We start from the raw sequence: 12,788 nt of genomic DNA, 5'->3' as shown, positions 1-12,788 counted from the left end.
CCGAAACAATGTGGAGGACTGATACCGTCGTGAATCCGAAAGGCATACGCCGGGCATATGGACTGCGACTGTGTCTGGTGGCGCTCGCTGTCATACTGGCGGCGTGTGGCCCGGACGGGCGCGGCATGGACGAGCCTGCGACCATCCATGGTGGCGCGGGCGGTTCGGTGTTTGCCGGGGCGGATGTTGTGGTGCGCGACTACGCCACCGGCGAGGAAGTGGGCAGCGGCACCACAACCGAGGCCGGGCATTATGAGATTGCCCACATTCCCCACGGCGGTCCTTACAGGGTGGAACTCAGCGGCGGCGTGGAAAAGCGCGCGGCCCTTGGTGGCGGGGAAACGCGTCTCGCCATGAAAACATCAGTCTTTGGCATCGTCCCCCATGCAGAGGGCAAGACCCTGTGCCAAATCTCCCCCCTCTCCCAATTAGCGTATTGGATTGCGCGTGGCCGGTGCCCTGATGGGCAGCTAACGCGGCAGGCCATGGACTATGCCGTCGCTCTTGTAGCGGGCACCACGGGGGTGGACGTTTTGGTGGACCACCCCGTGGGCGAGGCGGAGATGGACGACGACGCCATCATCGCCGTGGCGCTGACCAAGGCGGGCATCCGCCAATTGGAGCGCGCCGTGCGAGATGTGGCGGGCGAAGCTGCCGCGCCGGCGCATATGCGCTTTACCTGCATGGTGGCAATGCTGGGGCAGGATATGGCCGACGGCGTAGCCGACGGGCACGTGGACCCGCTGGTGTGGGACGCCGTGGCACATGACCTGCGCATGACGCCCGAGGACGTCCAGTGGTATGAGGCCGAGCTTGCGCCACTGGCCGCCGCTATGGCGCAGTCCTTCCGCGCCCGTATGGTCGACCTTGGCGGGGAAGGATACGCCGAGGTCGCCGCCAAGGTGCTGGATGACATCGACGCTGAGAATCCGGGACTTTTGTCCCTTGAGCGCAAGGCGGCCCTACGGGAGCGGCTGATGGCGGATGGGGGCAGTGATGTGGACCTCAACCCCGTGGTGGCTCTCCGCGCAGCCTTTGCTGGCGGCGTGACGCAATGGAATCTTGCCCTTGAGGACGGCCCTTACGCCCGCCGCGCCATGACCTGCCTGCTGCAGCGCGCGGATGAGTCCACCGAGGCCATTGCTGACGGGGCGCGCATTACGGCCGAGGTGGAGGGCCCCATGGCCGACGCCCTGCGCGTGGAGCAGGTCCAGGGCGGAGAGTGCGCCGTGGTCTGCGATTGGAGCGGGATGGACTGTGTCCCGGGGCGCAACGACGTGACGATAACCGCGCGTCTTGAGGACGGGCGTGAGCTGCGCTGCCAACTGGCGGTGAACCTGCGCCGCGGCGCAACTTTGACCGAACTGCGCCTTGGCGGGTTTGTGTGGGATGATGCCGGGCGTTTTGCCGGGGGGCTGGACCTTGCCGCTGGCCAGCTGGGGTATGATTCCACGGACGCGTTCGGGCATGATTTGTACAGCAGTCAGCCCTTGCCTATGCGGGTGGACTGCCTGTTTGCCGGGGGCGTCCGCGCCGGGCGCGAGGAGGTTGTGCTGTCCGTGGACCGGGGCCGCCTGTACAACCCGCAGACCGAAACGTGGGAAACTGAGCGGCGCATTGTATGCGAGGGCGGCGATGAGGCCATTTGGGCGCTGTGCACCTACCGCACGCCTCCGCCGCCATGGGACGGGACACAGGTTATCCTGCGCGCACAGAGTGCCAGTGCGCCGTCTGTGGCCGCGGAGCGCCGCTTTACCCTGTGGCGCGACGGCAGGGCGCTGGCGCAGGTGTGGCCGGATATGTCGGGGCTTGAGGTGACGTGCCATAACGGCTCCTTTGTGACGATCCGCGTCCCCTTGCAGGGGCGGTGCGCAAATGGGGAAGACGCGCGGTCGCTGCTGCTTGATGGCTCTTTTTTACTGGGCGGTGAGTTTGCCGCCTCGCTTGAGAACGAACTTGGTTCGTATGTGACGTCTGCCGCGGTGCGTCCGGCGGTGAACGAGGGGGCGCAGGAGCCTGTCCCTGAACTGGTGATGGAGTATACAGGGCTTGTCTACCTGCCGGCGAATTCACCGGAGCTGACCGAGAATCTCACGTGGGAGGCCTACCCCGGGAAGCCGGACCCGGTATGGGAGTTGGTCATCCCTGTGCCTTTTCTTCGGATTTATAACGCCATCAAGGCGGCGAATTCCTGCGCGGTGTTTGCGTCCAGCCCGGAGAGCATGGGCGAGGAGGCCTCTGGCGGACTGTGCCGCCATAGAAAATCAGCCCCCCAGCAGGGCTGGCGCGCCGGCGCGAAAAAAGGTGAAAAGGGGACCTCGTCCAACACCACGTGATGCTTGGCAAAGGCAGAAAAGGCGCGGGGTACGCCTCATCTTGGGGTTGCAAAGCGTCTGAGAAAAGACTAGGCAAAGGTCCGCATCCGGAACACAGCGACCACAAGGTTGAACCTTGTGGTTTTTTGTTTGCCCCCAGATTTTCGAGACAAGGATTAACAGACGTATGGCCACAAAAAAGCTTTCTGTAGGTGGATACACCGAGTCCCGTTGCTCTCGGTGTAAGGACGTAACGAATCATATCATTGCCGCCATGGTTGATGGCGAAGTGATCAAGGTCCAGTGCTGCGCGTGTGGAAGCATGCATAAGCATCGCCCGCCCCGCGTGCAGAAGGCCGAAACCTCCGCGACCGTGGTCAAGCGTTCCGGCGGCAAGGTCAGCCCCGTACGCAAGGCCGGCGCCACAGGCGGCAGCACCGCCAGCACCCCGCGCCGCACCGCCGCGTCCAAAAAGAAGGCCGCCGCCGCAGCCGTCAATTCCGAAGCCGTCCGCAAGCTGTGGGAAAAGGCCCTGCAGGCCCGCAGTGAAAACGCTCCCAAGCCCTACAGCATGCAGGGCGAGTACGAGCTGGACGACGTTATCGAGCACCCCAAGTTCGGCACCGGCTATGTGTGCGAGCTTGTGGATACCGACAAGGTGAAGATTCTCTTCCAGTGTGGGGAAAAGCTCCTGCGCTGTGCGCTTCGCCAGGTCGCCTAACGCGGCCACCTCTTTTGTGCCTTTCTGGCGCCCGGGCTTATGCCCGGGCGCTTTTTTTTTGCTTTTGCGGCGAAAAGGAGTGTCCGCTGGGCATTGGGCGTGCGCCGCAGATTGTTTCGGCACTGCAGGCGTGGTAGAGTGAAAACTCCCTCCAAACCTGTGCGAATTGCGGCGAGGTGGCCACATTGTGATGAAGACCCTGCGCAGCACAATGACCACGGTTGTGCTCCTAGCCAGCGCAACGATGCTGGTTCTGTCCGTCTTGGTTATATCTATGGTTTATACGGACGGGTTCAGCGCCGTTGAGCGCGAGAATGCGCTTCGCGACCTGACGCGGGTGCGCAATATTCTGGACGGCGAGGTCCACTCGCTGGCGTCTTTGACGCGGGACTGGGCATGGTGGGACGACACCTACGCCTTCATGGAAAACCGCAACGCCGCGTATGTCGAATCCAACCTGACGTTTTCTACCTTTGAGGAACAGCGTCTGCGTTTTGTCGTCTTCCTGCATAACGATGGCTCCGTTGCCACCGGGCGGCTGGCAGACCTTGACCGGGGGGTCTTTTTACCTCTGCCCGGCCAGTTACGACAGGCCCTGCGCGAATTGTGGCTGCGTGGGCAGGACTACGGCACGGAGGGCTTGTCTGGCGTGCTGCTCTTTGACGGGGTGCCGCATATTGTTTCGGCGATGCCTGTGCTGACGAGCATGCCGTCCGGTCCGCCGCGCGGGGCGTGCGTGATGGGACGGGTGATGGATGAGGCTTTTGTGCAGCGCGCCGAGGCCGAGGCGGGGTTGGATTTATCCCTGTATGTGGCGGGCGCGCCCAATGTGCCGGAGCTTGTGCGTGATTTGGCTGATGCGCCTGGCACTGTCCGGGCGCTGTCCCCGGCACGTTTGATGGCTGTGGCGCCCGTTGCCGATGTGTTCGGCAGTCCTTCGCTGTTGGTTGCCGCCAAGATGCCCCGCCCGCTGCACGCCCTTGCCGGGCGGGTGGTGCGGTATCATATTGCAGGGGTGATTGCTCCGGCGATGGTGCTGGTGGCTGTGGTTATCGCGCTGATGGATTCGTTGGTGGTTTCGCGTTTGTCGCGCCTTGGGCGGCAGGTCTCACGCATTACCAAGGGGCCGGGGTACTCCGGGGCCGTGGAGCTGAGCGGCACTGACGAAGTGGCCGTGCTCGCGCACGACATCAACGGCATGCTGGAGCAGCTTCGCGAGAATGAGCACTTCTTCAGTCAGATACTCAGTCATCTGCATGCTGGGGTGATGATTGTGGATGAATCGTCGTTGGAGGTGCTGGAGGTCAATCCTTTTGTTCTGGAGCTGTTTGGGCTGGATGCCTCGGAGGTGCTGGGCGCGCCCTGTGTGGACCGGCTCTGCAAGGCCGAGGATACATCGGGATGCCCGCTGGTGCATACCGAGGATGTGGGCCGGACCAAGGTCCGCCAACTGCGGCGCAAGGATGGGGCCGTGGTGAGCATTGTCAGCACCGCCGCGCGTGTGACGTGGCAGGGCCGCGCGTGCATTCTTGAAACCATGGTGGACATCACGGCGCTGGAGGAAACCCAGCTTGCCCTGCAGGAAACGGAAAAGCTGTACAGGACGGTGTTCATGAACACCGGCGCGGCCACCATGCTCATTGAGGAAGATACCACCATCCTGCTGGCGAATCCGGAGTTTGAGGCGTTGGTTGGCCGCTCCGCGCAGGAGCTTGAGGGCAAGGTCTCGTGGGTGGACCTGTTCCATCCCGAAGATGTGCCCCGCATGCTGGAATACCACCGCTCGCGGCGGCAGGACCCCATGGATGCGCCGCGCATGTACGAGGCGCGTGTTATCGATACAGAGGGCAAGGCCCACGATGTCACTCTTACGGTGGCTATGGTTCCTGGCGAACGCATCAGCGTGGCGTCCCTTGTGGACATTACGGAGCGGAAAAAGGCCGAGGAGCAGCTTGTTCAGCAGGCGTTCTATGATGAGTTGACCGGTCTGCCCAACCGCCGCCTGCTTATGGAGCGCTTGGAGCGCGCCATAGAGGTGGCCCAGCGGCGCAAGTGCTCCGTGGGCGTTTTTCTGCTGGATCTTGATAATTTTAAGCTGGTCAACGACCTGCTGGGCCACCAAAGCGGCGACGAAGTGCTGCGCATGGTGGCGGAGCGCCTGTGCGAAGTGGTGCGCAGCAAGGACACCGTGGCCCGCCTTGGCGGTGACGAGTTTCTTGTGGTGGTGGACGACGCCAAGGATGGCAACGCGTTGGCGCGCCTTGCCACATCCATTAATGACCGCTTTGCGCGGCCCTTCCACTACCGGAATCAGGATTTCTATTTGGGCTTTAGTATCGGCGTGAGTGTGTATCCCGACGATGGCGTCTCCAGCCCGGAGGAGCTGGTCCAAAATGCCGACATGGCCATGTATCAGGCCAAGCGCACGGAGCAGAATTCCTTTAGCATGTTTACGGCGGAGATGAACCAGAAGGCCATGCGCCGTCTGACCATTGAGGGTGAGCTTCGCACCGCAGTGAAGCACAGAAATTTCGTCAGCTATTATCAGCCGCAGGTGGACCTGTTTACGGGTGAGGTCATTGGCGCGGAGGCCTTGGTGCGCTGGGTACAGCCCGATGGCGCTATTGTCCCGCCCAACGACTTTATCCCCCTTGCCGAGGAGACGGGGCTTATTGTGCCCATTGACTTGCAGGTCATGGAGGATGCGGCGGAGCGCGTGGCCCTGTGGCAAAAGGAAGGGGCCAAGGATTTCAAGATTTCCATTAATCTGTCCGCGCGGCACTTTGCCGGGACCAATCTGCCTGACGAGGTGCGGACCATTCTCTCCCGCACGGGCCTTGCGCCGGGGCAGATGGGCGTGGAAATCACCGAAACACTGCTGATGCAGAATATGCAGCAGGCCTCGGAGATTCTGGGGCGGCTGTCGCGTATGGGCGTGCGCGTGCTGCTGGACGACTTCGGCACCGGGTATTCATCCCTGTCCTACTTGCGCCGCCTGCCTATTGATACTCTTAAAATTGACCGCTCCTTTGTGCAGGACATCACCGGAGAGAACCCCGAGAGCGAAGTGGTACCCCGCACCATCCTGCAACTGGCCGAGAGCCTTGGCCTGAACGTGGTGGCCGAAGGCGTGGAGACTCCCGAACAGGTGGAGTTTTTGCGCCGGCACGGATGCACCCACGCGCAGGGCTTCTTGTTCTCGCGCCCTGTCCCGCATACCGAATTCCGTCGGTTCTTTGCGCTCAAGAGCATTTTCTCCGATTAGCGCCACATGGCGCCGGGCGGATGTGGAAAAGTCGGCGCGCTGTGGAAAACTGCGCTGGACTACGGCTCGCGCACGCGGCGTGGGGCGTCGGCGCGCTTTTGCCGCTGGTACAGGCGGTAGCCGGGGCACCACGAGGTGTGCCAGCGCCATAGCCGGGCCAGCAGCGAATCCGGGCGGCGTTCGGCGCGGCGGCGCATGGGGCAGATGTCGCACATGGGCTTGAGAAGGGACATGGCTTCCTCCCGTGGCGGGGTTATATTCCCGGCCGGTCGAGGCTTCGGTAGTTGATGGCTTCCGCCAGATGCGGCGCGGCGATGGCGTCTGCGCCGTCAAGGTCGGCAATGGTGCGGGCAATGCGCAGCACCCGCGTATAGGCCCGTGCGGACAGGCCAAGGCTGTGCACGGCCTTTTCCAAAAACGCGTGTTCTGCGCTGGTGAGGGCGCAGTAGCGCTCCAGCAGGCGGCCGCTGAGCTCGGAGTTGGTCAAGATGGTTTGCCCCTCGTACCGCGTGGCCTGCACGCTGCGCGCGGTAAGGATGCGCTGGCGCATGGTGGCGGAATCTGCGCCATGGCCGTCCGCCCGCAGGTCGTCATAATTGACGGCGGGCACCTCCACATGCAGGTCAATGCGGTCCAGGAGGGGGCCGGACAGGCGCGAGCGGTACGCCCCAATTTGATGCGGCGTGCAGGTGCAGGCGTGCTTGGCGTCGCCGTAATAGCCGCAGGGGCACGGATTCATGGCCGCCACCAGCATCAGGTCCGCCGGGTAGGTGAGGGAGATTGCCGCGCGGGACAGGGTGACCCGCCCGTCTTCCAGCGGCTGGCGGAGCACCTCCAGCACGTTCTTTTTGAATTCGGGAAGCTCGTCAAGGAAGAGCACGCCCCGGTGGGCCAGCGACACTTCCCCCGGCCGCGGATACGCGCCGCCGCCGATGAGGCCAGCGTCGGAAATGGTGTGGTGCGGGCGGCGGAAGGGACGCGCCACACAGAGTGGTTCACCGTCCAGGAGTCCCGCCACGGAATAGATTTTGGTGACCTCAAGGGCTTCGTCAAAGGTGAGGGGCGGCAGCACCGTGGGAATGCGGCTGGCCAGCATGGTCTTGCCGCTGCCGGGCGGGCCGATGAACAGCAAATTATGCCCGCCTGCCGAGGCGATTTCTATGGCGCGCTTGGCGTGTTCCTGCCCCTTTACTTCGCTGAAGTCCACGGGAAAGGCTTCGCGCATGGCCCAGAGGTCCTGCAAGGTGCTGGGGGCAGGCTCGAGGGGCGCTTCCCCCGTAATGTGGCGCACCACGTCCGCAAGGGTGGCGGCGGGGTAGACGCTGACGCCGTCCACCACCGAAGCCTCGGCGACGTTGGCCGCCGGGACCACGAGACCCTTGGCCCCCTCGTCCCGCGCGCGCACGGCCATGGGCAGAATCCCGGACACGGGCCGTACCTCGCCGCTGAGGGACAGCTCCCCGGCAAAGTACCACCCGCCAAGGGCGCCGGCGTCAATGGTGCCCGCACCAGCCAGCAGGCCAAGGGCGAGGGGCAGGTCATAGGCGCTGCCTTCCTTGCGCACCGTTGCCGGGGCCAGATTGACGGTGATGCGCGAGGGCGGCAGCTTGAAGCCCGAGTTGCGCAGGGCGGAGAGGACGCGCTCCTTGCTTTCGCGCACAGCCCCCTCCACAAGGCCCACCATGGTAAAGGCAGGCATGCCGGAACGTGACAAATCAACTTCGAGTTGCACCCGGAAGGCATCAATGCCCATGAGGGCGGCGCAGGAAACGGTGGAAATCATGTGGCTTCAGTCGGGGAAAAGGTTTTTCGAACAGGCAGTGCTGTATATATATTGATGAATATAGGAATGCAAACGGCATTTGCAGGCGGAGAGGGTGGGGCGGCAAGAGGCCCACAAACGAAACACGGCCCGGTCCAAAATGGACCGGGCCGTGTGTTGCGTTGTGGGCGCGGCGGGGCGGGCTATTCGACCAGTTGGCCGAGGCGGCCCCAACGGATGTTGAGGGGGGCCTCCCATGACCAGTAGATGCGCCATGCCTTGCCGATGATTTGCGAGCGGTCCACGAAGCCCCAGTAGCGGGAGTCCGAGGAGTTTTCGCGGTTGTCGCCCATGCAGAAGTATTTGCCTTCGGGCAGGGTGATGGGGCCGAAGTTGTGCGTGGGCGGGAAGTTTTTGGGCGGCAGTCCGGCGAGGTACGGCTCGTCGAGGCGCTCGCCGTTGCGGTAGACCACGTTGTCGCGCATTTCAAGGGTGTCGCCGGGGGTGCCGATGACGCGCTTGATGTAGTCCTTGGACTCGTCGCGCGGGTAGCGGAAGACGATGATGTCGCCGTGCTCGGGGTCGGAAATGGGCAGCAGCGTCACGTCCGTGAAGGGCAGCTTCACCCCGTAGATGAATTTATTGACGAGAAGCTGGTCTCCAATCTGGAGGGTCTCCAGCATGGAGCCGGAAGGAATCTTAAAGGCCTGTACCACAAAGGAGCGGATGAAAAAGGCAAGAACAAGCGCGATGATGAGCGCTTCGGCATAATCACGCAGGACCTTGTGCCATCTGGGATTCATGGGTTCGTAACCTCTGGGTATGTGAGGAAGGGGCATGGCGGCCCCTTCCGCAGTTCGTCTGAGTTGCTGGCGCGGTTTAGTCCGTTTCGGCCTTGAGCGCGGCGAGGAAGGCTTCCTGTGGGATTTCCACACTGCCCATCTTCTTCATGCGCTTTTTGCCGGCCTTCTGCTTTTCAAGAAGTTTGCGCTTACGCGTGATGTCGCCGCCGTAGCACTTGGCGGTAACGTTTTTGCGCATGGGCGCGTTGCGCTCGCGCGCGATGATGCGCGAGCCGATGGCGGCCTGCACGATAACCTCGTACAGCTGGCGCGGGATGGACTTCTTCAGCTTCAGGGCCACGGCGCGGCCGTAGCGCGCCGCGCGTTCGCGGTGCACAATGATGGCAAGGGCGTCCACCACGTCGCCATTGATGAGCATGTCCAGCTTAACGAGGTCGGCTTCGCGGAAGTCGATGAACTCGTAGTCCATGGAGGCATAGCCTCGGGTCACGGATTTCAGCTTGTCGAAGAAGTCATAGACGATTTCGGCAAAGGGCAGCTCGTAGGTAATGATGACGCGGGTGGAGGTCATGTAGCGCATATCCTTCTGGATGCCGCGCTTTTCCTCGCACAGTTTGAGCGTAGGGCCGACGAATTCGTTGGGCACGTGGATTTCCATGCGCACATACGGCTCCGCAAAGGACGAAATGGCCTGCGGGTCGGGCAGATTGCTCGGGTTGTCGATAATGGTTTCCACGCCGTCTGTGGTGATGATTTTATACGCCACGGACGGTGCGGTGGTGATGAGCTTGGCGTCGAATTCGCGTTCAAGGCGCTCCTGAATGATTTCCATATGCAGGAGGCCGAGGAATCCGGCGCGGAAGCCAAAGCCGAGGGCCTGGGATGTTTCCGGCTCGAAATGGAACGCCGCGTCGTTGAGGCGCAGCTTTTCCAGCGCGGCCTTGAGCGGTTCGTACTCGGCGGGTTCCACCGGGTACAGGCCGCAGAAGACCATGGGCTTGATTTCCTTAAAGCCGGGGCAGGGCAGCTCGGTGGGGTTCTTCTCCAGCGTGACGGTGTCGCCAACCGGGGCATCGGTGATGTCCTTCATGTTGGCGCACAAAAAGCCCACGTCGCCGGGGTAGAGTGCTTTGACTTCCTTGGGGTTGGGGGAGAAGACGCCAAGGTTGGTGACGTCGAAGGCGCGCTTGGTGGAGTGAATGCGGATGCGGTCGCCCACCTTGAGGGTGCCGTCCAGCATGCGGAACAGCACAACCACGCCGCGGTACGTGTCGTACCACGAGTCGAAGATGACGGCCCGCAGGCGCTCTTCCGAGTCGCCCACCGGCGGCGGCAGCTTGGCGACGATGGCCTCCAGCACCTTATCCACGTTCATGCCCGTCTTGGCGCTGACTTCGATGGCGTCGGAGCAGTCAAGACCGATCATTTCCTCGATCTCCTGCTTCACGGTGTCTACGTCGGCGCTTGGCAGGTCAATCTTGTTGAGAACGGGGATGATCTCAAGGTCGTTGTCCAGCGCGAGGTAGACGTTGGCAAGGGTCTGTGCCTGCACGCCCTGCGTGGCGTCAACCACCAGCAAAGCGCCTTCGCACGCGGCGAGGGACCGCGAAACTTCGTACGAGAAGTCCACGTGGCCCGGCGTGTCGATGAGGTTCAGCACATACTCGGTGCCGTCCTTGGCCGTATAGGGAATGCGCACGGTCTGGGACTTGATGGTGATGCCGCGTTCGCGTTCAAGCTCCATCCTGTCCAGGTACTGGTCGCGCTTTTCCCGCGCACTGACGAGGCCCGTAATCTCAAGGATACGGTCGGCAAGGGTGGACTTGCCGTGGTCGATGTGCGCAATGATGCTGAAATTTCGTGTGTTCTTTATGCTCTTCATATGTCGTCGACGATTGCTTGGATAGTCATGGTTTGCACCCGGACGGGTGTGATGTCTTCTGTACGGCATTTGTCCGCACAAGTCTAATGTCAGTTGCTGGCGCAGTAAACTGTCGGGGTGGGCGCGATGTGGCGCGCCAGCCCCGGTGCTGGTGTTTTGCGTGCGCACCCCGCCCATGGAGCGGCCCGGAAAGCGGCCTGCCACGGGTATGTGGAAGAATTCACGACCGGGAAATTTCGAAAAATGGTTGATTGTTCAGTTCAGGAGGGGTAGACGATAAGGCTATTTCCGTATGGGAACTTTTTATAGCAGGTTTTTTGCGAAGCAGGAACTTGCAAGGGGTTAAAGTTTCCAAAAGGGAAGTTTTCTGCATTGAAATTTGCCTTTTAAGGCATTGTCCGCCGCAGACGGACACGTCCTGACACGACTTGTTTCATTATTTGTTTGCTTGACGAAGGAAGGGATATCCAAAATGAGCAACACACAGGAGACGTGGGGTTCCCGCGTTGGCTTCATCATGGCCGCCGTTGGCTCGGCCATCGGTCTCGGCAACATCTGGCGCTTCCCGTACATGGTTTATGAAAACGGTGGCGGCGCTTTCCTTATTCCTTACATGGTCGCCCTGCTCACGGCTGGCATTCCCCTGCTTATTCTTGAATACGGCATGGGGCACAAGTTCCGTGGCTCCGCCCCCCGCATCTTTACCTCCATCTCCCGCAAGTGGGAGTGGATTGGCTGGTGGCAGGTGCTGGTGGCCTTTGTCATCTCCCTGTACTACGTCGCCGTTGTGGGCTGGGCCATTTCGTATGTGGGCTTTGCCGTCACACAGGCGTGGGGCACCAATACGGGCGAGTTCTTCATGAACACGTTCCTGAATATTTCTGATTCTCCCACCAATTTCGGCGGCATGAACTGGCCGGTCTTTGGCGCTATTTTGCTGGCGTGGGGCGTGTGCTGGGTTGTGCTGTTCAGCGGCGTGAAGGCTGGCATCGAGCGCGCCAGCAAGTTCTTTATGCCCGTCCTCTTTTTGCTGGTTCTTGCCATTGTGGGGCGCGTGCTCTTTTTGCCCGGCGCTGTGCAGGGCGTGGACTGGCTCTTTAAGCCCGACTTCAGCGCCCTTGGCAAAGGCAGCGTGTGGATTGCCGCCTATGGTCAGATTTTCTACACCCTTGGCGCGGGCTTCTCCATCATGATCACCTACGCCGGATACCTGCCCAAGAAGTCCGACGTCACCAATAACGCGTTTTTGACCGTGTTCATCAACTGCGGCTTCTCCATGCTGGCGGGCATCATGATCTTTGGCGTGCTGGGCTACATGGCCGCCGCTAAGGGCGTTGGCATCAGCGAAGTGGTCAGCTCCGGCGTCGGTCTGTGCTTTGTGACCATCCCGCAGGCCATCAACTTTATGCCCATGCCCAAGGTGCTTGGCACCCTGTTCTTCTGCGCCATTGTGGTGGCGGGCCTGTCCTCGCAGATTTCCATCTGTGAGGCCTGTGTGGCCGCCATCCGCGACAAGTTCCAGATCTCGCGCCGCAAGGCTGTTTCCGCCTACTGCATCACGGGCATCCTTGCCGGAGCCGTGTTTGCCAGCAACGCCGGCTTGCTTGTTCTGGACATCGTGGACCACTTTGTCATGAACTTTGGCGTGCTGATGACCGGCCTTGTGGAAATTGTGGCCATGTCGTGGTTCTTCAACCTTGAAGGCCTGCGCAGGCACATCAACGCCGTGTCCGACTTTGCCCTTGGCCGCTGGTGGAACTTTAGCCTCAAGTTCGTGACGCCCTTGCTGCTTGGCTACATGGCCATCAAGAACTTCATCGGCGACGTGACCACCCCGTACGGTGGGTACCCCCAGCATGCCCTGACCATGTTTGGCTGGAGCATTGCCGTGGGCATCCTGCTGCTGGGCTGGCTCATTCAGGTGACCAAGAACTCCGACTCGCTGGCGACGGCCCAGCGCGAGTGTTAGCCACCCGCAACGAAGGCAACTGCCATTTATGAACGGGCGCGGCCGCTTGGCTGCGCCCGTTTTTTTGCGCT

At 61.8% G+C, this 12,788-nt stretch carries 8 protein-coding genes; 4 read left to right on the top strand and 4 right to left on the bottom strand.

Annotation, left to right across the window (positions count from 1 at the left end; translation table 11 throughout):
* Positions 1-125: 125 nt before the first annotated feature.
* From ACI3L3_RS15650 to ACI3L3_RS15640, 3 genes are all read left to right on the top strand, one after another.
* Positions 126-2,336, top strand: a complete 2,211-nt coding sequence (locus tag ACI3L3_RS15650; RefSeq protein ID WP_404846088.1) for a carboxypeptidase-like regulatory domain-containing protein — start codon at positions 126-128, stop codon at positions 2,334-2,336.
* Between the two features lie 301 nt (positions 2,337-2,637).
* Positions 2,638-3,036 (top strand): hypothetical protein, encoded by a 399-nt coding sequence (locus ACI3L3_RS15645; protein WP_404846087.1) that lies wholly within the window; start codon positions 2,638-2,640, stop codon positions 3,034-3,036.
* Positions 3,037-3,226: 190 nt separating this feature from the next.
* Entirely contained in the window at positions 3,227-6,301 is a 3,075-nt protein-coding gene (locus ACI3L3_RS15640) for an EAL domain-containing protein (RefSeq protein WP_404846208.1), read from the top strand.
* 59 nt (positions 6,302-6,360) lie between these two features.
* On the opposite strand, the gene ACI3L3_RS15635 is transcribed toward ACI3L3_RS15640, so the two are convergent.
* The 4 genes from ACI3L3_RS15635 to lepA all read right to left on the bottom strand — a co-directional run bounded on the left by ACI3L3_RS15635 (position 6,361) and on the right by lepA (position 10,748).
* Positions 6,361-6,534, bottom strand: a complete 174-nt coding sequence (locus tag ACI3L3_RS15635; protein WP_404846086.1) for a hypothetical protein — start codon at positions 6,532-6,534, stop codon at positions 6,361-6,363.
* Between the two features lie 20 nt (positions 6,535-6,554).
* Complete coding sequence (locus tag ACI3L3_RS15630) at positions 6,555-8,084, bottom strand: YifB family Mg chelatase-like AAA ATPase (RefSeq protein WP_404846085.1); 1,530 nt, start codon at positions 8,082-8,084, stop codon at positions 6,555-6,557.
* 182 nt (positions 8,085-8,266) lie between these two features.
* The gene (gene lepB / locus ACI3L3_RS15625) at positions 8,267-8,866 is read right to left on the bottom strand and encodes a signal peptidase I (protein ID WP_404846084.1); all 600 of its coding nucleotides are present in this window, start codon (positions 8,864-8,866) and stop codon (positions 8,267-8,269) included.
* A 76-nt stretch (positions 8,867-8,942) separates the two neighbouring features.
* Positions 8,943-10,748 carry a translation elongation factor 4 gene (lepA, locus tag ACI3L3_RS15620; protein WP_404846083.1) on the bottom strand — a complete coding sequence of 602 codons (1,806 nt, stop codon included), beginning with the start codon at positions 10,746-10,748 and terminating at the stop codon, positions 8,943-8,945.
* A gap of 472 nt (positions 10,749-11,220) precedes the next feature.
* Between lepA and ACI3L3_RS15615 the strand changes: the two genes are divergently transcribed.
* On the top strand, positions 11,221-12,717 hold the full coding sequence (locus tag ACI3L3_RS15615) for a sodium-dependent transporter (protein WP_404846082.1): 1,497 nt from the start codon (positions 11,221-11,223) through the stop codon (positions 12,715-12,717).
* The last annotated feature ends 71 nt before the right edge of the window (positions 12,718-12,788 follow it).

This window comes from Desulfobaculum sp. SPO524 (genome assembly GCF_044987625.1).
Classification (GTDB): domain Bacteria; phylum Desulfobacterota; class Desulfovibrionia; order Desulfovibrionales; family Desulfovibrionaceae; genus Desulfobaculum.
This window is presented reverse-complemented; position numbering and strand designations above follow the sequence as displayed.